Origin of the sequence: Pararhizobium sp. (assembly GCF_965279435.1) — a bacterium.
Taxonomy (GTDB): domain Bacteria; phylum Pseudomonadota; class Alphaproteobacteria; order Rhizobiales; family Rhizobiaceae; genus Pararhizobium.
This window is the reverse complement of record NZ_CBDIHY010000003.1, coordinates 2,043,530-2,062,261: the sequence shown is the minus strand read 5'-3', so window position 1 is coordinate 2,062,261 and position 18,732 is coordinate 2,043,530. Positions and strand designations below refer to the sequence as shown.

14 protein-coding genes are annotated in these 18,732 nt (G+C 61.5%); 10 read left to right on the top strand and 4 right to left on the bottom strand.

Features of this window, described 5'->3' with window-relative positions:
* Positions 1–62: 62 nt before the first annotated feature.
* Positions 63–4,079 (bottom strand): peptidoglycan-binding protein, encoded by a 4,017-nt coding sequence (locus ACQY8Q_RS15560; RefSeq protein WP_428427395.1) that lies wholly within the window; start codon positions 4,077–4,079, stop codon positions 63–65.
* A gap of 406 nt (positions 4,080–4,485) precedes the next feature.
* Between ACQY8Q_RS15560 and ACQY8Q_RS15555 the strand changes: the two genes are divergently transcribed.
* The 6 genes from ACQY8Q_RS15555 (at position 4,486) to ACQY8Q_RS15530 (ending at position 12,414) form a co-directional block, all read left to right on the top strand.
* Positions 4,486–6,282, top strand: a complete 1,797-nt coding sequence (locus ACQY8Q_RS15555; RefSeq protein ID WP_428427394.1) for an acyl-CoA dehydrogenase C-terminal domain-containing protein — start codon at positions 4,486–4,488, stop codon at positions 6,280–6,282.
* Between the two features lie 201 nt (positions 6,283–6,483).
* Positions 6,484–7,692: an acetyl-CoA C-acetyltransferase gene (locus ACQY8Q_RS15550; protein ID WP_428427393.1), complete on the top strand. Its 1,209-nt coding sequence runs from the start codon at positions 6,484–6,486 to the stop codon at positions 7,690–7,692.
* A gap of 136 nt (positions 7,693–7,828) precedes the next feature.
* Positions 7,829–10,042, top strand: coding sequence for an FAD-dependent oxidoreductase (locus ACQY8Q_RS15545; protein WP_428427392.1), 2,214 nt, complete (start codon positions 7,829–7,831; stop codon positions 10,040–10,042).
* Positions 10,043–10,152: 110 nt separating this feature from the next.
* Positions 10,153–10,692 carry a hypothetical protein gene (locus ACQY8Q_RS15540; RefSeq protein WP_428427391.1) on the top strand — a complete coding sequence of 180 codons (540 nt, stop codon included), beginning with the start codon at positions 10,153–10,155 and terminating at the stop codon, positions 10,690–10,692.
* Positions 10,689–11,801, top strand: coding sequence for a hypothetical protein (locus ACQY8Q_RS15535; protein ID WP_428427390.1), 1,113 nt, complete (start codon positions 10,689–10,691; stop codon positions 11,799–11,801). Before ACQY8Q_RS15540 ends, ACQY8Q_RS15535 begins: the two co-directional genes overlap by 4 nt.
* Before the next feature lie 322 nt (positions 11,802–12,123).
* Positions 12,124–12,414, top strand: a complete 291-nt coding sequence (locus ACQY8Q_RS15530; protein WP_428429794.1) for a GIY-YIG nuclease family protein — start codon at positions 12,124–12,126, stop codon at positions 12,412–12,414.
* Positions 12,415–12,515: 101 nt separating this feature from the next.
* Here ACQY8Q_RS15530 and ACQY8Q_RS15525 read toward each other — a convergent pair whose 3' ends face one another.
* Complete coding sequence (locus ACQY8Q_RS15525) at positions 12,516–13,472, bottom strand: IS110 family transposase (RefSeq protein WP_428423744.1); 957 nt, start codon at positions 13,470–13,472, stop codon at positions 12,516–12,518.
* Positions 13,473–13,480: 8 nt separating this feature from the next.
* On the opposite strand from ACQY8Q_RS15525, the gene ACQY8Q_RS15520 reads away from it, so the two are divergent.
* The 3 genes from ACQY8Q_RS15520 to ACQY8Q_RS15510 all read left to right on the top strand — a co-directional run bounded on the left by ACQY8Q_RS15520 (position 13,481) and on the right by ACQY8Q_RS15510 (position 15,367).
* Positions 13,481–13,567, top strand: a complete 87-nt coding sequence (locus ACQY8Q_RS15520) for a DUF2180 family protein (RefSeq protein WP_113313656.1) — start codon at positions 13,481–13,483, stop codon at positions 13,565–13,567.
* Positions 13,568–13,878: 311 nt separating this feature from the next.
* Positions 13,879–14,505 carry a YdeI/OmpD-associated family protein gene (locus tag ACQY8Q_RS15515; RefSeq protein ID WP_428427389.1) on the top strand — a complete coding sequence of 209 codons (627 nt, stop codon included), beginning with the start codon at positions 13,879–13,881 and terminating at the stop codon, positions 14,503–14,505.
* A gap of 502 nt (positions 14,506–15,007) precedes the next feature.
* Positions 15,008–15,367 carry a hypothetical protein gene (locus tag ACQY8Q_RS15510; RefSeq protein ID WP_428427388.1) on the top strand — a complete coding sequence of 120 codons (360 nt, stop codon included), beginning with the start codon at positions 15,008–15,010 and terminating at the stop codon, positions 15,365–15,367.
* 52 nt (positions 15,368–15,419) lie between these two features.
* Here ACQY8Q_RS15510 and ACQY8Q_RS15505 read toward each other — a convergent pair whose 3' ends face one another.
* Positions 15,420–16,478: a Tim44 domain-containing protein gene (locus ACQY8Q_RS15505; RefSeq protein WP_428427387.1), complete on the bottom strand. Its 1,059-nt coding sequence runs from the start codon at positions 16,476–16,478 to the stop codon at positions 15,420–15,422.
* Positions 16,479–16,709: 231 nt separating this feature from the next.
* On the opposite strand from ACQY8Q_RS15505, the gene ACQY8Q_RS15500 reads away from it, so the two are divergent.
* The gene (locus tag ACQY8Q_RS15500) at positions 16,710–17,291 is read left to right on the top strand and encodes a histidine phosphatase family protein (protein ID WP_428427386.1); all 582 of its coding nucleotides are present in this window, start codon (positions 16,710–16,712) and stop codon (positions 17,289–17,291) included.
* Between the two features lie 7 nt (positions 17,292–17,298).
* On the opposite strand, the gene ACQY8Q_RS15495 is transcribed toward ACQY8Q_RS15500, so the two are convergent.
* Positions 17,299–18,657 (bottom strand): Nramp family divalent metal transporter, encoded by a 1,359-nt coding sequence (locus tag ACQY8Q_RS15495; RefSeq protein ID WP_428427385.1) that lies wholly within the window; start codon positions 18,655–18,657, stop codon positions 17,299–17,301.
* Positions 18,658–18,732: the final 75 nt, after the last annotated feature.

Below are 18,732 nucleotides of genomic sequence, written 5' to 3'. Positions count from 1 at the left end.
ACGCCGTTCGCAGGCTTGACCGGCCAAATCCTTGGCCTGTGCCCGAATGGACACAGAAAGCCTTAGCCGTTCCGCTTCAGAAGTTCCTTGACGAGCGCATCGGTGATCTGCCCCGTCGGCTCCTGGTTGATCGATTTCTGGAAGGCCTTGATCGCGGCGACGGTCTTTTGGCCCATCTCGCCATCTGGCTTGCCGGCGTCGAAGCCATTGTTGTTGAGGATCGCCTGAATGTTGCGCAGCGCCTTCTTCATGTCGACCGATGCAGTCTTCGTGCCCTTGCCGACCCAGGTATCCGGCACATCGACCGAATTGGCCGCCGGCTCGAGCGGCGTCAGCTTCCACGCATCGAATTTCGCCTTGGCGCTTTTCAGCTGGTCGGGCTTCAAAGCCTTGCCGACCTCATCGCGCTTCTGGCCGGCATCGGCATCGCCGTCACGGGCAGCGATCGAAAACCACTTGTAGGATTCTTCGAGATCCTGGCTGACCCCGTTGCCGCGGGCATAGAGGATGGCGAGGTTGAACTGGCTGTCGCGGATGCCACGATCGGCGGCCATGGCAAACCACTTGCCGGCACCGGCGAAATCGGGAGCAGCACCGCCGCCGCTTGCCAGCATGACGGCAAGATTGTGCATGGCGCTGGCATTGCCCTTTTCGGCAGCCTGCTGGTAGAGCGTGCGTGCCTTGACCAGGTCACGGCTGACGCCTGTGCCCTTTTCATAGAGGCTGGCGAGACGATATTCGGCAGGCGTGACGCCGGCATCGGCAGCGCGCTGATACCATTTCGCCGCTTGGACGAGGTCGGCCTTGATGCCACGGCCTTCGGTATAGACGGCACCGATTTCGAACAGGGCGAGCGGATCACCCTTCCTGGCAGCTTCGGCCAGCGCTTCCGGCTTGATGTCGGCGGGAACGATCAGTGAAGTGTCGCCTGCAGCAGGCTGCGCCGCTGCCGTGGTGGCATCATCCTTTGCCGTAGCCAGGCCTGTTGCCGCTTCCGAACCTTCGATGACGGGCGACAGCATCCGGTTGTTGACAGCTCCGGTTTCCGGCATGGGCTGCGCGACGGCGTCCGGCAATTTTGCTTCCGGCTGAACGGGCTCGGACAGCGAGGTTTCCGGCTGCACCGCCTGCGGCTCGACGCCCTCAGTCTGACCGGACGTCTGCCCTTCGGCCTGCGGCTGCAACGTGCTCAGCGGCTCGACGTCGTTATCGGCAGCCTCCGTAGCAGGGGCCACATTTGCCATTGCCGGTGTTTCCGCAGTGACCGGCACTTCATTCGCCACCGGCTGCTCGATGGCAGCGACCGGTGCCTGGACAGGGGCCTGTTCACCACGGATCAGCGTATTGACCAGCGGATAGGACATGATTGCCAGAAGCACGGCGCCGACTGCCATCAGGATCGGACGGCGATGACGGGACAGAGCGCCGCCAATCGGCGAGGCACTGGCACCGCCCTTGCTACGGTTCATCGTATCGACTTCTTCGGCAGCCTGTTGGGCTGCACGGCGGGCGGCGGCGATGAAGTCCGCCTTGTCTGTTTCGCTCGGCGGTGCGGTGCGGCCGTTCTGGCCGGCGCGTACCCGCTCGAGAATCTTCTTCACATCCGGAACGCCGGAACCCGGCTCCAGCAGCTGGTTGGCCACATCCGGCTCAATGGCATCTGCGGCATCGATCGACGGTGTCGGGTCGATGACCTGACGCTCGACGGCGCGAACCGGCTCCGCCCGCTTGCCGGCAAACCGCTTGGCGATCCCGGCGAGAAGGCTGGGCTTGCCAGCGGGCAGCGGCGCAGTCTTGATATCGCTTTGATGCACGGACGCCTGCTCGGTAACCACGGCAACGGCTTCCGCGACCTCTTCACGCGAAGGGCTTGCAGGCTCCGCCTCATCGGCAAACCCGTGCATGTCGCGCTTCAGGTCTTCGTAACGGCGTCCAAAATCAGCTTCGGCGAAGGGATCGTCCTGCGTCTCGAAAACCGGCTGTACCGCACGGGGCATCTGGGCCTGATCGCGCGAACCGAAGGCGCGCGGCGCATCCTGGTCCTGGCCGCGCTCTTCCAGCCGCTCCAGCTTTTCGGCGATATGAACGAGCGTTTCGTGCAGCGCTTCGAACGTGCGTGCCGTGCGCTCCTCGCTCGAGCGGCTCATGTCTTCCAGAACCTTGAGATCGTCGGCAAGCGCCGAGATCGCCGCCATGTCCGTGCTACCGGCGGCGGATTGGCCCATGCCGTTCTTCGAATAGGCTTCCATCACCGCTTCGGCCGCCTGACGGGCCGCCTCGATGATATATTCGTCGCTGGTCGCCAGATAATCCTCAAGCGCGCTCATCCGGCCCTCGAACTCGGCAGGAACAACAGCTGGTGCCATTTCGCGCGGCTGGCTGACGAGGCTCGACAGGTTGGCGATCTGGTCCTGCAGGCTGCGCAGGATCTCGCTATCGTCGTAAGGCGCCGCGTGGGTTTCTTCCAGGCGGGTGGCGATGTCGGACAGCTGGCCTTCGAGCCGGTCAAACCGCGCATCGCCGACATAGGACGTGGCCGGCATATCCAGCTGGTCGATCCGGCGGGCGAGATCGTCGAGACGCTCGGCGAGCGCATCGTTGACAGAGCCCTGGTCGAGCGCATCGATCTTGCGGGAAATATCGGAGAGATAGCCGGTCAGATCGGGCTGGGTCGACACCTTCTGCGACCGTTCCAGCATCTGCGACAGCTGCTCGAGGCGCTCTTCCAGACGGACAGCAGCCTCCTCGTTGGCCAGTTCCTCGACACGGGCCGTCAGGGCCTCGATGCGGGAACCGACGCCATTGTCGGCCGGCCGCTGCAGGCTGTCGATCTGGCGGGAAAGGTCGGCAAGACGGCCTTCGACACGGGTCACCCCGGCACTATCGGGAACGGCAGTACGGCCGCTGGCAACGATGGCGCGGCTGATCTCGTCGAGACGCGCGTCCAGATCGGCGAATTGCGATGTCATCTGGCGATCGTCCGGCTGCATGTGACGGCCGATCATTTCGATCGCCTGCGCAACCGAAACCAGCTTGTCTTCCAGAGCGTGAATGGCTGGGCCGCTGTTCATCGAGCCGATCTGCGACTTGATTTCGTCCAGCCGGTAGGCCAGCGCCACCAGTTCGTCGTCGCGGTTGGAATCGAACGCATTCATCCGGTCTTCGACGCCGGTCCAGCGCGCTTCCATGCGGTGGACGCTGTCTTCGCGGGCAAGGCCATCGATCATGACGCGCAGCTCGTCAAACTCGACCTTTAGGGCATCGGCCTGCGACGGCGATGCCTGCCGGCCGAGCTGGTTGATGCTATCGGACAGGCGCAGCAGATCGCCGCGAATATCTTCCGCCATCGTCTGGTCCTGCGCCGCATCGGCGGTGATACCGCGAATTTCGGCGCGCAACGTGGTCATCTCGCGCGACAGGCCGTCGGCAATGTCTTTCTTCAATTCCTGGCGAAGACCGACCAGTGCCTGCGCAATTTCGGCCATGGCCGGATCCGGACGCTGTGGTTCGCTACGGTATTGTTCCGAGCGCAATGGCTCGCTGCGAACAGGTTCCGGGCGTTGGGCCGGCTGCTGGCGAATGGTTTCCGGGCGTAGGCTCTCTGGGCGCAGGCTTTCCTGGCGGATCGGCTCGCGACGGAACGGCTCGCTGCGATAGGTGTCGTTGCGTAGCTGTTCGCTGAGGGGTGCCGGTGCCACGGGCAACTCGCGGCGGGGCTGCACGGGTGCCTGAAATGCGGGAGCCTGGAACGAAGGAACGCTACGCTCCTCATAGGCGCGCGGTTCCGGGCGGGACTGGATGCGATCGCGAATGGCTTCACGGTCGCGAACGGTGTCGCGTTCGCGCGTCGCCGTCAGTGTCCGCTGCCGCTGCATGATTTCCGTCACCGGGTCAGGAACAGCCACCTGGCCATCGCGTTCGGCCGGAACGCGACCGCGCTGATCACGCCCCGCCGTTCCCATCAATCCTTCGATGCGCGCTTCCAAGCCTTCGATCGTGCGGTTCAGCGCGTCGAGGGACGACCTGTCGCCATAAGGCTGGGCGCCCGGACGTGGAGTGTTTGATCGCGATCCGTTCATCGTTCTTCGCCTCTTTCATCGGCCTTGATCGGAATCCGGGCTTCAGAAAGGCAAATCCCCGCCTTCCGGGAGTTCCGGTACCGATCCGGACAGAGCTGCAACGACGCGAAGACAAAACTATTGCAACTGTGACCATCTCAACACGCACTTTCACGAAACGTGGTAAATAACCCGTTAACCTGACTGAAAATTTTTTAACGATTTGCGCGCATGCTGGCTTTGGGAGGCTTCCGCACGACAGTTTCGGCACATCCGGTCCGCCGGATGAGGTGAGCGATCAAATTTTGCCACCCCGCAAACTTTGACGTTTACGCGCACGTCAAAGTTTTGTAGCATGCGGTAAATCACATGGAGCGACCTAGGAGACGCCGCCCCGTGACACGGTTACAGGTGAGGAACACGAGACATGCCCAGCTATAAGGCCCCGGTCGAAGACACGCTTTTCATTCTCAACGACGTTCTCGGCATCGAGCGCTACAACAATCTTCCCGGCTTTGCCGATGCCACACCCGACATGATCCAAGCGATCGTTGGCGAAGCGGCCAAGCTTGCCGAGGAAGTGCTGTTTCCGGTCAACCTTTCGGGCGATCAGGAAGGCTGCAAGCGCAACGACGATGCGACAGTCACCACGCCAAAGGGTTTTAAGCAGGCCTTCGACCAGTACCGCGAAGGCGGCTGGCTCGGGCTGTCGGTTCCCGAAGAATTCGGCGGCCAGGGCCTGCCCTACACGCTGCACACGGCAATCGGCGAATACATGTCGTCCGCCAACATGGCGCTGACCATGTATCCGGGCCTCACCCAGGGTGCCATCGCTGCCATCCTCGTCCACGGCACCGATGCGCAGAAGGCAACCTATCTGCCGAAGATGGTGGCGGGCGAATGGACCGGCACCATGAACCTGACAGAGCCCCATTGCGGCACCGATCTCGGCCTGCTCCGTTCCAAGGCCGTGCCGCAGGGCGATGGCTCCTACCAGATTTCCGGCCAGAAGATCTTCATCTCCGCCGGCGAACACGACATGGCCGACAATATCATCCATCTGGTGATTGCCCGTATCGAGGGCGCGCCGGAAGGCGTAAAGGGCATTTCGCTATTCATCGTGCCGAAATTCCATGTCGAGGCCGACGGCTCGATCGGCGCCCGCAACACCGTTTCCTGTGGCGCGATCGAACATAAGATGGGCATCCACGGCAATTCGACCTGCGTCATGAACTATGACGACGCAGTCGGCTATCTCATCGGCACGGAAAACAAGGGCCTCAACGCCATGTTCGTGATGATGAACGAGGCCCGCCTCGGCGTCGGCCTGCAAGGTCTTTCGGTCAGCGAAGTCGCCTACCAGAACGCCGCCAATTATGCGCGCGACCGTATCCAGGGCCGCTCGCTCTCCGGCGTCAAATCGCCGGACAAGAAGGCCGACCCGATCATCGTCCATCCCGACGTGCGCCGCACGTTGATGACCATCAAGGCCTTCAACGAAGCGGGGCGTGCCTTCACGTTGTGGACGGCGCTCAAATCCGACATCGCCCATCGCGGCGACAACGATGCGGACCGCCAGGCAGCCGACGACATCCTCGGCCTGATGACGCCGATCCTCAAGGGCGTCTTGACCGACAAGGGCTTTGACCACGCAGTCATGGCGCAGCAGGTCTTCGGTGGTCACGGCTATATCGAAGAACACGGCATGAGCCAGTATGTCCGCGATGCCCGTATCGCGATGATCTACGAAGGCGCCAACGGCATCCAGGCGCTTGACCTTGTCGGCCGCAAGCTGGCGCTGAACGGTGGCCGCGCGATCACCGCCCTGTTCAAGGAAATCGGCGACTTCTGCGAGGAAAACCGCTCCGACGAAAAACTGGCTGTCTACACCAAGAGCCTGAAGAAGGGCTTGAACGACCTGCAGGCGGCCACCATGTGGTTCATGGGCAACGCCATGGCCAAGCCCGACAATGCCGGTGCGGGCTCCACCGACTACATGCACCTCTTCGGCCTCGTCGTGCTCGGCTACATGTGGGCGAAGATTGCCAAGACCGCCGAAGAAAAACTGGCAGAGGGCGCTGGCGATCGCGAGACCTACCTGAAGAACAAGCTAGTCACCGCAAAGTTCTTCATGGAACGCATCATGCCGGAAACCGCACTGCGCAAAGCCCGCATCGAAACCGGCGCCGACACGATGATGGCACTGGACGCGGCGGCGTTTTGAGTAAAAACCTCTTCTCCCCAATGGGGAGAAGTGCCGAGCATAGCGAGGCGATGAGGGGGTCTTACGGCACATGCTGAGGTCCTGGCTCCCCCTCATCCGGCCCTGTGGGCCACCTTCTCCCGCGGGGGAGAAGAGGAAGCCCGACTGATTTGACACAGACGACGCGCGGTCTGATGATCGCTGCATAGGGAGAAAACAATCATGACCGACGTCTTCATTTACGACCACGTGCGCACGCCGCGCGGCCGGGGCAAGAAGGATGGAGCGCTGCACGAAGTGCCGACGCCGCGTCTGGCTGCCAAGGTGCTGCAGGCGCTGCGCGATCGCAACGGGCTGGATACATCCACCGTCGACGACATCATCATGGGCTGCGTCGATCCGGTATTCGAAGCCGGCGCCGTGATCCCGAAGGCTGCCGCCTTCGAGGCCGGTTATTCCAACAAGGCGCCCGGCATGCAGATCTCGCGATTCTGCGCCTCGGGCCTCGATGCCGTCAATTTCGCCGCCGGCAAGATCGCCGCCGGTGCCGATGACATCGTCATTGCCGGTGGTGTGGAATCGATGTCACGCGTCGGCATGGGCATGTCGGGCGGTGCCTGGTACATGGACCCGTCGGTCAATTTCCCCGGCTATTTCATGCCGCAAGGCGTTTCGGCGGACCTGATCGCCACCAAATACGGTTTCTCCCGCGATGACGTCGATGCCTATGCCGTCGAAAGCCAGAAGCGCGCCGGTCATTCCTGGGACAGCGGCTATTTCGACAAGTCGGTCATCCCGGTCAAGGACCAGAACGGCATCACCATCCTCGCCAGGGACGAGCATATGCGTCCGGCGACGACGATGCAGAACCTGGCCTCGCTCAACCCGTCCTTCCAGATGCCCGGCGAGATGGGCGGCTTCGAGGCCGTCGGCATCCAGGCGCATCCGGAAATCGAGCGCATCAACTACGTCCACCATGCCGGCAATTCCTCCGGCATCGTCGATGGCTCGGCCGCAGTCCTCGTCGGTTCCAAGGCCGGCGGCGAGAGCATGGGGCTAAAACCCCGCGCCCGGATCAAGCATTTCGCCAATATCGGCTCCGATCCGGCGCTGATGCTGACCGGCCCGGTCGATGTCACCGAAAAGCTGTTGAAGCGCGCCGGCATGACCATTGCCGATATCGACCTGTTCGAACTCAACGAGGCTTTTGCCGCCGTCGTACTGCGCTACATGCAGGCCTTCTACATTCCGCATGACAAGATCAACGTCAACGGCGGCGCGATCGCCATGGGCCATCCGCTCGGGGCCACCGGCGCGATGATCCTCGGCACCGTGCTCGACGAACTGGAACGCCGCGGCCTGCAGACCGCGCTTGTCACGCTCTGCATCGGCGCCGGCATGGGCACGGCGACGATTATCGAGCGGGTCTAGCCCAAGTCCTCCGTCATGGTCGGGCTTGACCCGACCATCCACGGCCCCGCGGCATGGATCCTCGGGTCAAGCCCGAGGATGACGGAAGCGAGAATGGCGAATGAGCAGCAATGAATTTCAGGGAGAGAACCCCATCATGAGCACCTACACCAATTTCACCATCGAAACCGACGCCGACGGCATTGCGCTGGTTACCTGGAACATGCCCGACAAGTCGATGAACGTCTTCACCGTCGAGGTGATGAAGGAACTCGACGCCATCGTCGATCAGACCGTTGCCGACGCAGCCGTCAAGGGCGTCGTCTTTACGTCGGGCAAGTCGACCTTTTCCGGCGGCGCCGATCTGTCGATGATCAAGGGCATGTTCACGTTCCAGGCCGAGCAGAAGAAGCTCGACCCGGACAACGCCGCGCAAAAACTGTTCGAGCTGACCGGCCAGATGACCGGCCTGTTCCGCAAGCTCGAAACCTGCGGCAAGCCGTGGGTCTCCGCCATCAACGGCACCTGCATGGGCGGCGCCTTTGAAATGTCGCTCGCCTGCCACGGCCGCGTTGCCGCCAATTCCAAGTCGGTGAAGCTTGCCCTTCCCGAGGTCAAGGTCGGCATCTTCCCGGGCGCTGGCGGCACGCAGCGCGTTCCGCGGCTCACCAATGCGCAGGACGCCCTGCAGATGATGACCACCGGCTCGTCGCTGACGCCGCAGCGCGCCAAGGCCATGGGCCTGATCCACGAGATCGCCGAGCCCGCCGAGCTGATCAATGCCGCCAAGGCGATGATCAAGAATGGCCTGAAGCCCGTCCAGCCCTGGGACGAAAAGGGCTACAAAGTTCCCGGAGGCGGCATCTGGACACCGGCTGCAGCACAGCTCTGGCCGGCAGCGTCGGCGATCCTGCGCCGCGAAACCTCCGGCAATTATCCGGGCGGCCTTGCCATCCTCAAATGCGTCTATGAAGGCCTGCAGGTTCCCTTCGATACCGGGCTTAAGATCGAGCAGCGCTATTTCACCGAGATCCTGCAGACCACCGAAGCCTTCTCAATGATCCGCTCGCTGTTCATCTCGATGCAGGAACTCGGCAAGGGCGCCCGCCGCCCGGCCGGTATTCCGAAGTCGGATCTCAAGCAGATCGGCGTCGTCGGCGCCGGCTTCATGGGCGCATCGATCGCCTACGTCGCCGCTGCCGCCGGCATCGCGGTCACCCTGATCGACCGCGACATCGAAGCCGCAACGAAAGGCAAGGCCCATTCGGAAGGCCTGGTCAAGGATTCCATCGGTAAGGGACGCCTGACGCAGGACGAGGCGGTGGCCCTTCTCGCCCGCATCACGCCATCGGCCGATTACAACGACCTGAAAAACGTCAAGCTCGTCGTCGAGGCCGTGTTCGAAGACCGCCAGGTCAAGAAGGACGTCATCGAAAAGGTCGAAGCGGTGCTTTCCGAAGACGCCATCTTCGCTTCCAACACCTCCACCCTGCCGATCACCGGCCTTGCGAAAAATTCCAGGCGCCCGGACCAGTTCATCGGCATCCATTTCTTCTCGCCGGTCGAGAAGATGATGCTGACGGAAGTCATTCTCGGCAAGGAAACCGGCGACGTGGCGCTCGCCACCGCGCTCGATTTCGTCGCTGCGATCAAGAAGACGCCGATCGTCGTCAACGACACGCGCGGCTTCTATGTCAACCGCTGCGTCTTCCGCTATATCCACGAAGCCTATGACATGCTCATCGAAGGCGTGCCGGCGGCGATGATCGAGAACATCGCCAAGATGGCCGGCATGCCGGTCGGTCCGCTGTCGCTCAACGACGAAGTGGCGATCGACCTGTCCCAGAAGATCCTCAAGGCCTCGATCGCCGATCTCGGCGAAGCCTCCGTCGATCCACGCCACATGACGCTGATCAACAAACTGGTCGACGACCTCGACCGCCGCGGCCGCAAGAACGGCAAGGGCTTTTACGATTACCCGGCCAAGCCCGCCAAGAAGTCTCTCTGGCCGGGCCTGAAAGACCTCTACCCGCAAAAGCCGGCCGAAAGCTTCGACGTCGAGACGATCAAGCAGCGCTTCCTCGTCACCATCGCCTTGGAAGCGGCCCGCACCATCGAAGAAGGCATCGTCACCGACCCGCGCGAAGCCGATGTCGGCTCCATCCTCGGCTTCGGCTTTGCGCCTTATACCGGCGGCACGCTGAGCTATATCGACGGCATGGGCGTCAAAACCTTCGTGGCGCTCTGCGAGAAGTTAGCCGCGACTTACGGCGAGCATTTCCAGCCGACGCCGCTGCTCAAGGACATGGCCGCCAAGAACGAGACCTTCTACGGCCGCTTCGACCCCTATGGGAAGAGGGAGGCGGCTTAGGCCGCCTCAGCTTAAACGGGAAAGCAGTATTTTCACCCCTGTAGGATTGCAGTGATGTACATCATGTTGCTATGCCTTTGCGATACACACATGCACTATGCGGGGTGAAAATGTCCGAGCTAAATTTCCTGGATTTGAGTGAAAGACATATCGGAGTAACTAAAGCGATCGCTCATGGGTATGGAGAAGCGGCTCGTGTTTGCTTGGACCGTCATCACTCCTCGCCGGTAACATTTCAGCTCATCGATAGATCCGAGTCTACCGAAGCCGGGGCAATGTGGCCTGCGGTGGACGCGCGAACTAAGAGCGCGTGGAACAATACGACAGATGCTACCGAAGACGGTGCGTACGCGCTCGCATTGGCTGCAGTTGAGCATTCTCGAGGACTGGTTGCGGTTAGGCGTGCAGAAACCAGAACCGGAGCCGATTACTACATCGGCTCTCCGGATGCACAAATATTAGATTTGGAAGAGAGCTTTAGATTGGAGGTATCCGGTGTTGATACCGGCAATATTAGCATGATTAAGACTCGCCTAAAACAAAAATTGACTCAGGCCGTTGCAGGCAACTCTAACTTACCAGCAATTGCATGTGTCGTCGGTTTCGCATCGCTCCAGATCATGGCTGATGATGTGAGTGAGACATCATGAACTGGGTAGAATCTCATCGTCAGAGTGAACAATTTGCGGTCGCTGCTCACGAGGCTCTGAGAAAAGGTGACAATAATCTGGCCGTTAGTCTTTTCGGTGAGGCAGCAGAACAAGAAGCCATCGCGTTTTCTGTCCTATCAGAAGACAAGCCACGCACTCTGGGCATCACTGCGATTAGTGCAACGGCACTATGGTACAAGGCTCGTTGCTTTTCAAAAGCGGAACGATTTGCTCACCAAGCACTATCAATGCAATCTTTACCTCCCTTTGCACAGATTGAACTTAGAGGCCTCCTGCAAGCAATCTGGAATGAGAAAGCTCAAGAATATGCCGGCATTGCATTTGCTCCCGGGCAAGTTGTCGTGTCCGTTCGCGGTGGTGAAGTCGTTACGGGTGGAGCGCCGCTCGATCTCATTCTGGGCAGAGTTCAAATAGTACAGAATCTTTTCTATCGAACTGCCGAATTTCTAAAATCGGTACCCTTGCGCATAAAAGGACCGCCATCAAAGGAAATTCAGGAAAAATACCGACCTTGGCTTTTTCAATCGGTACCCGGAAGCTATCAGTTTATTGTAGCCGTCCAAAGACCACAGCAGCACGAAATGTTTTCAACAGATGATCCCGAACCTGAAATTCTGACGGAAACTTTTTTATCAATTTTGCGCGGGGCATCCAACGAGTCGGCAGAGGTTTTGGAAAGTGTCGTTCCATCTTCAGACTATAGAAAAACTTTTCTTAAACTGACGAGGAACTTAGCGCCCACAGGAAAGTCCTTCAAGGAACTGGAGATAAGGGGAACGACGGAAGCGACGTCGGTTTTACTTTCTGCCAGTTCCCGAAAACAAATTTCGGATACGCTTCGGCCAGTTGCCGCCTCCAATGGAAAAGTTGGCGAGCAGGAGACAACAATTAGAGGCACACTGCGTGCACTTCATCTTGAGAACGATTGGCTTGAAGTAATTGTCGATGGGCAAAATATTCGGGTCTCTGGAGTTGGAGAGACGGTGGACGACTTAATCGGCCCCATGGTCAATCAACAAGTTGTCGTCCGGGCAAAATCCGGAAAAGGAGACAAGCTTTCATTTATCGATATCGAGCAGGATGAATAGCAATTGTGATGGCAAGTGCGGCTCCCACCCCTCCTCCGTCATTCCTGTGCTCGTCACAGGAATCCAGTGCGCCGCGTCTGCGGCGCGAAAGACTCCTTTCCTCTCCGCGATATGAAAGCCCCCTCACCGCGCGGACGCGCGGTGGCTGGATGCCTGTGACAAGCACAGGCATGACGGAGGATGGGGAGGCTGCCGCGTGCAAACCGCATCCTCCGAAAGCGGCCCGCAGCCTCTCGATGATGCCGCCGCCAACCACCATCCCTCAAACAACGACCACCCAGCCCCCTTGCCAGCCCGCCGCCCATGCCGCACCTTTCCCGCCATGAAAGGCTACGTCTACATCCTTGCCTCAAAGCGCAACGGCACGCTCTATACCGGCGTGACGAGCGATCTGCCGGGCCGGTTGTTCGAGCATCAGAACGAACTCACCAAGGGCTTTACCAGCCGCTACGGCGTCAAGACGCTGGTGTGGTTCGAGGAGTATGATCTGGTAACGACGGCGATCACCCGCGAAAAGACCATCAAGAAATGGCCGCGCCAGTGGAAGCTCAACCTGATCGAGGCGATGAACCCCAACTGGCAGGATATCGCGCACTATCTGCATGGGCTGTGAGAGGCCGTTTTGGCGGTTGGTGAAGACTGCGCATCGCTTCTCGCAGGTGCCTCATACTCGGCTCTTTCGATCGAGGCTCCTCCCTCTCCTCCGTCATCAAGTCAGTTGTCGGGGGCCGCTTGGGCGTCACGTATTCTTGCATTTGCGATAGTGATGATCTTCCGCATGATGGCGCCGAGCGCCAGGCGCTTTGGTTTTCCGGCGGACAGGAAGGCCTTGTATGCGGTGGCGAGCGGGTTGTCGCCACGGATGGCAGTGAGGGCTGCGATGAACAGTGCTGGCCGGAGATGCCGGCGTCCGCCGCAAACTGCCCGATAGCCATTCAGCTTTCCACTGTCTCTGGGATGCGGCGCGCATCCGGCCAGACTGGCCGCCTGCCGGCGGTTGATGCTGCCGAGTTCTGGCATGGCGGCGATCAGAAGTGCTGCGATGGTGGCGCCGATGCCGGGCACGGAGCGCAAAGCCTTTTCACGGCGCCGCAGCCCGGTGTCATCGCGGATGAGAGTTTCGATCTGCGCCTCGATGAGAGCAATGCGTCGGTCGAGCTCGGCGATATGGTCTTCGATATCGGCTGCGATCATGGCACTGCGGGGCGCCTTGAGCCGGTTTTTTTCCTGAACCCGCATGGCAACGAGATCGGTGCGGCGGGCACTCAACAGCCGCACCTGGCTCTGGCTGGCCTGCGGCGGCTGCCAGCGGACCAGGGTTTGACTGCGGTCGAGGCCATACTGCGCCAGCCAGCGCGCATCGATGGCATCCGTCTTGGCCCGCTTGCCGAAGGAACGGATATAGGCCTTGACCTTGGCGGCGTCGGCGCGGTGGGCGGAAATTCCAAGCGCCATCAGCACGGCAAGTACCTGGTCCTCATATCCCCCGGTTGCCTCGCAGACCGCCAGAATGTCTGTCCGTCCGCCATAGGCCTGAAGGGCAGAATGCAGGGCGTCGCGGGTATTGCCGATCGTCAGGGGGTGGCCAGTCAGGCTGTCGAACAGGGTGACGCTGTCACAGGACACGTCGAGACCGAGAACGGACTGGATTTTGTCATCGTCTGTCATCATGATGCTCCATGCTTTGCATTGTCTGCGGGCGCATCGTCGCGATGGCCCATTCAAGTCAGCAAGCGATGCGAGGCTGGAGCGGCAGTGTCCCCTGATGACGGCGGTCGCAAGGACCTATTCCTGTACGGGCGCCTGCCGCGGCGATCCCCGGGATGGCCATCCCGGGGATCGCATCGCCAACCTCAAGAGCAGTAAAGCACGAAAGTCACAGACAATTCCTGTGCCTGTCACAGGAATCCAGTGCGCCGCATCTGCGGCGCGAAAGACTCCCTTCGCGGAGTAGCAGTCCCCTCGCCGCGCAGACGCGCGGCGGCTGGATGCCTGTGACAAGCACAGGCATGACGGAGTTTTGGGGTTGTCGTCCACGCCAAACAACTGGCTCCGAAGAGGCAGCCTGCAACCGGCAATGACACCCCTAGCCATGCGCCGCACACGCGATACACTCGCCACCAAATCCAACCCGGACCACTCCATGGACACCCTCACCCCCCACGCATTCACCACCTCAGCCGAATGGGACGCCTGGCTTGCCGCCCACCACGCCCAGTCCCCCGGCATCTGGCTGCTGATCGCCAAGAAGAACGCCAAAAAGCCGCTGATCACCATTGGCGAGGCGCTGGATGTTGCGCTTTGCTACGGCTGGATCGACAGTCAGCGGAAGGGGTTTGACGCACACGCCTATCTGCAGCGCTATTCGCCCCGGCGGGGCAAAAGTCCGTGGTCGCGGTTGAATGTCGATCGGGTGGCGGCGTTGATCGAGGCCGGGCGGATGCGGGCGGCGGGTCTTGCGGAAGTGGCGGCAGCCAAGGCCGACGGGCGCTGGGCGGTGGCCTATGAGCCGCAGCGCAATGCCGGGCTGCCGGAGGACCTGGCGGCGGCATTGAGCACCAATGCGAAAGCTGCCGCAGCGTTTGCAGCGCTCGACAAGACCGGCCAGTACGCGCTGATCCTGCCGCTTCTGAAAGCCACCACGCCAAAGATCCGCCTGGCCCGCGTCGAGAAAGCCATGGCCCGGCTCAGCGGGGACGAATAATGCCTACCCTTGCCCGCCAAATGCCGCTGCGCCCGGCTTTTCGGATAAAAAATCATCCCCGTTCGTCCCCGGCCTGAAAAATGCGGCCATACTACTTCCCGTCTCCGCCGCCGGAGTGTTTCGCGAGACGGTCGCGGGCAGGTGGAGGCCGGCGCCCTGGTTTGACCCGTAACGTGCGGCAATGGCCAGGGAGGTGACAGCCATGGTGGTCCTGCCTTCGGGCAGCGCCGCCTATCAAGCCTCCCCCGGGCCGCCAGGTCCGGTTCGGTTGAGCCGTGCAAGTGGCCGGGCATCCCGAAAGGATGCCGTGAAGAAAGCCATGCAGCGAAGCGAGGCAATCACCTGTAGGGGCCGGACACCCCGAACGAACGCCGAAGGCCACGCGAGTGCGGAGCCACAGACTAAAACTCAAATGAGGTTCCGCACTCGTGTGGCTCTCCATGGATCAAACACGGGCAAAGCTGCCGCGTGACCGCAACAACGTGCGCGAAGGAAAGGCGAGATGAAGATCAGAACGCAGGAGGAGCAGCAGTGCGACGACGCTGAACGCGATGCCAAGCCCTATATTCCCGGTTTCACCTGGGGCGAATTCCACCGGTTGACGGAGCGCCAGCAGGAGCAGGAGTGCCAGAAAATACTACAGGTCAGCGCCAGTTCGCTTGGCTATTGGAAGACCTGCAGCCTCTCGCCCTGCCGCCGCGCGAAGGCCTGCCGGAGCTTGCTTTCGGAGGCGCAGGCAACGTCCGGCCGCTATCACCGGTGTTTTCCGCCCTGCATCCGCGAGGGGCCGCACCGTCAGTCGGCAACCTTGAGGGAAATGTTCAGACTTGCCGGCCTACCGGATGACACCGAGTACATATGAAAACCGCCGGCAGTGCCGGCGGTTTCAAATCGAAGTGGGGTGGGTGCAGCGCTTAGGCCGCCGCGCCCTGGATCGCCGAGACCTGCCAGTCGCCGCCGCGCTTGCGCAGGAACGTCCAGAGTTCGACGGTCTCCGTCAGGTTGTCCGGATCGCCCTCGACGACGCGGCCGGTGGCGCGGTCACGGGTGACGTCGATGCTCTCGTACCGCATGGCAACGGTGGCATAGTCATCGCCGTCCTCGTTCCAGGCTTCGGCGACATCGCCCTGCACCAGATGCACGTCACGGACCTCGTTCTTCAGGCCCTTGGTGGCATTGTCGCTCAGCTCTTCGGCCAGCCACGACATCGCTTCCGGCGTCGTCAACTTGCGCAGCGTGGCATAGTCCTCGGCGGCGTAGGCAGCCTGAACCTCTTTCAGCATCGTCTCAAACTGGCCAAGATCCTCTCCACCAACACCGATCTCGTCGGTCGTATCATCGGCCACGCGCGGCTGCGCCGGGCGGGCTGCGGCCGCACCGGCGGCTCCGCCACCGATCGACGGAATCTTGAAGGACGGCATGCCCGAGCCGAAGCCGGAGCCCGAGTTCTGACCTTGTGTGCCAAAGCCCTGCATTGGCGAGCTACCCGCGCCACGCGGTGCGTAGCCGGCCGGTGCTGCCGTCTGGCGATTGCGGAAAAAGCGCAGGGCAAGCATCACGGCGCCGCCGATCAGCGCGATCTGCAAGAGCATGCCGAGCATGCCGGCCATGCCGCCAAAACCGTTGCCCATCATCATGCCGATCAGGCCGCCAAGGGCGAGACCGCCGAGCATCGAGCCTGCGAAGCCGCCGAAGAAGCCGCCCGGACGCTGGGCGCCGGGACGGGCCGCCTGGCCCATGTTCTGCTGGCCGGCAGCGCCGGGCGTCGTCGCCTGGTTCTGCGGGGTCATCGTCCGGTTGATCGGCGTCGCATCCGCCGGCGCCGTCCGGGTAACCGGCGGTGCGGAGAACGTGCGGGTGCCGCGGCTGCCGAAGCTGCTGCCGCCACGTCGGGCCTCGGCCAGATCAACCACCGTCAGCATCACCATGGAAGCGACCGCAAAGGTCGCAAGAACGCGTCCAACTCTAAACATGAAACCCAATCCTGTTGTTCACTCCCGGCCCGCAACCGCGCGCCTCTTGGCAGACATATGGGGGCAATGCTTGCCGAATTGAAGGCTTTTGCGCTGCAGTTCACGGTAAAGCGGGCTTGCTTTCCGCCTTTCGACCGCCGGGAATTGACGGAAAGTCCGGTGAAGCGGAAGAATTGGCGCTGCCACCCTGCGGAATCCGCGAGGCCGCAGATATCATCGAAGGGATATGAGATGAGCCACGCACTGCCCGAAATTCATCTCGTCCGGCATGGCCAGACGGAATGGAGCCTTTCCGGAAAACACACCGGCCGCAGCGACATTCCTCTGACGCAGGCGGGCGAGGATGCAGCCCGCGGCCTGGCGGAGCGGATGCGTGGCCTGACATTCCCGATTGTCTGGTCAAGCCCGTCGCAAAGGGCGTTCAACACCTGCACGCTTGCAGGCTTTGGCGCCGGATGCGTGAAGAAGGACGACCTTGCCGAATGGGATTACGGCGCTTACGAGGGCCTGACGACGAAACAGATCCTTGCCGAGCGTCCCGGCTGGCAATTGTTTCGGGACGGCTGCCCAGGGGGCGAGACGGCGGCGGATGCCGGAGAGCGGGCCGGCAGGATCATCCGGCAGATCCGCGAGATTGACGGTGCGGTGCTGATCTTCTCCAGCGCCCATTTCCTGCGGGTGCTCGCCGCCCGCTGGCTCGGCCTGCCGCCCGGGGACGGCAGGCGGTTTGTGCTGGATACGGCCAGCATCAGCGTGCTCGGTTACGAGCATGACCGGACCGAGCCGGTCATCCGCCGATGGAACCAGACCTGACCGGCTATCAGCCGATAAAGGTATCGTAGAGCAGCTTGAGATTGAGCACGACGATGATCGAGGCGACGATCCAGGCAAGGGCTGCGACATATTTCGGAATGACGAAGGTGCCCATTTTCTTCTTGTCGGAGACAAAGCGCACCAGCGGAATGACCGCGAAAGGCAGCTGCATCGACAGGATAACCTGGCTGAAGACCAAAAGTTCGGCAGTGCCCTTCTCGCCATAGATCCAGGTAACGACGACAACTGGGACGATGGCGATACCACGGGTGATGAGGCGGCGGGCCCATTGCGGAATGCGCAGCCGCAGAAAGCCTTCCATGACGATCTGGCCGGCCAGCGTTGCCGTCACCGTCGAGTTGAGGCCGGAGGCCAGCAGCGCCACGGCAAACAGCGTCGAGGCGATACCGAGGCCAAGCAACGGCGACAGCAGTTCGTAGGCTTGGCCGATTTCAGCGACATCGGTGCGGCCATTGGCGTGGAAGACCGACGCGGCAATGATCAGGATGGAGGCGTTGATGAACAAAGCCAGCATCAGCGCGATCGTGCTGTCGGTGGTCGCCCACTTGATCGCATCGCGCTTGCCCTCGTCGGTGCGCTTGTAGTTGCGGGTCTGAACGATCGAGGAATGCAGATAGAGATTATGCGGCATGACGGTGGCGCCGATAATGCCGATGGCGATGTAGAGCATGGCCGGGTTGGTGACGACTTCGGTCGATGGCAGGAAGCCATGGAGAACGGCAGCGATCGGCGGGGCAGCGGCAGCGATCTGGACGACGAAGCAGCCGGCGATGACGATCAGGAGCGCAATGACGAACGCCTCAAGATAGCGAAAACCCTTGTTCATCAGCAGCAACAGCAGGAAGGCATCGGCTGCGGTGATCAACGCGCCGCCGATCAGCGGGATGCCGAACAACAGTTGCAGGGCGATCGCCGTACCGATCACTTCGGCAAGGTCACAGGCAATGATCGCCGCTTCACAGGCAAGCCAGAGCATGAAATTGACGGGTCTGGAATAGGTATCGCGGCAGGCCTGGGCGAGATCGCGGCCGGTGGCGATGCCAAGACGGGCGGCAAGCGCCTGCAGAAGGATCGCCATCAGGTTGGAAAGCAGGATGACCGTCAGCAGCGTATAGCCGAACTGCGAACCACCGGCGATATCGGTCGCCCAGTTGCCGGGGTCCATGTAGCCGACCGAGACCATGTAGCCGGGCCCCATGAAGGCGAGTAGGCGGCGGAACCAGATGCCGCCGGAGGGTACGGGGATGCTGGCATTGACTTCGGGGAGGCTTGGCCGCGCATCCTCGTCGGGGCTGGAAAAGGTCCAGCTTTTTTGGGGTGGAAGGGCGGCTTCGGTATTGGACATGCACGGTCTCCGGATGCGGAATGGGCTGTTATCCAAAAGCTATGCCAAGGCAAAACATTATGCAATAGGCTATAT

Bases quoted from the DNA above. Each gene is read 5' to 3' on its own strand.
- ACQY8Q_RS15520 (WP_113313656.1), top strand. From the start codon at position 13,481: ATGCTTTGCATTGTCTGCGGGCGCATCGTCGCGATGGCCCATTCAAGT.
- ACQY8Q_RS15500 (WP_428427386.1), top strand. From the start codon at position 16,710: ATGAGCCACGCACTGCCCGAAATTCATCTCGTCCGGCATGGCCAGACG.
- ACQY8Q_RS15525 (WP_428423744.1), bottom strand. From the start codon at position 13,472: ATGATGACAGACGATGACAAAATCCAGTCCGTTCTCGGTCTCGACGTG.
- ACQY8Q_RS15550 (WP_428427393.1), top strand. From the start codon at position 6,484: ATGACCGACGTCTTCATTTACGACCACGTGCGCACGCCGCGCGGCCGG.
- ACQY8Q_RS15560 (WP_428427395.1), bottom strand. From the start codon at position 4,079: ATGAACGGATCGCGATCAAACACTCCACGTCCGGGCGCCCAGCCTTAT.
- ACQY8Q_RS15545 (WP_428427392.1), top strand. From the start codon at position 7,829: ATGAGCACCTACACCAATTTCACCATCGAAACCGACGCCGACGGCATT.
- ACQY8Q_RS15495 (WP_428427385.1), bottom strand. From the start codon at position 18,657: ATGTCCAATACCGAAGCCGCCCTTCCACCCCAAAAAAGCTGGACCTTT.
- ACQY8Q_RS15555 (WP_428427394.1), top strand. From the start codon at position 4,486: ATGCCCAGCTATAAGGCCCCGGTCGAAGACACGCTTTTCATTCTCAAC.
- ACQY8Q_RS15515 (WP_428427389.1), top strand. From the start codon at position 13,879: ATGACACCCCTAGCCATGCGCCGCACACGCGATACACTCGCCACCAAA.
- ACQY8Q_RS15535 (WP_428427390.1), top strand. From the start codon at position 10,689: ATGAACTGGGTAGAATCTCATCGTCAGAGTGAACAATTTGCGGTCGCT.
- ACQY8Q_RS15505 (WP_428427387.1), bottom strand. From the start codon at position 16,478: ATGTTTAGAGTTGGACGCGTTCTTGCGACCTTTGCGGTCGCTTCCATG.
- ACQY8Q_RS15530 (WP_428429794.1), top strand. From the start codon at position 12,124: ATGAAAGGCTACGTCTACATCCTTGCCTCAAAGCGCAACGGCACGCTC.
- ACQY8Q_RS15540 (WP_428427391.1), top strand. From the start codon at position 10,153: ATGTCCGAGCTAAATTTCCTGGATTTGAGTGAAAGACATATCGGAGTA.
- ACQY8Q_RS15510 (WP_428427388.1), top strand. From the start codon at position 15,008: ATGAAGATCAGAACGCAGGAGGAGCAGCAGTGCGACGACGCTGAACGC.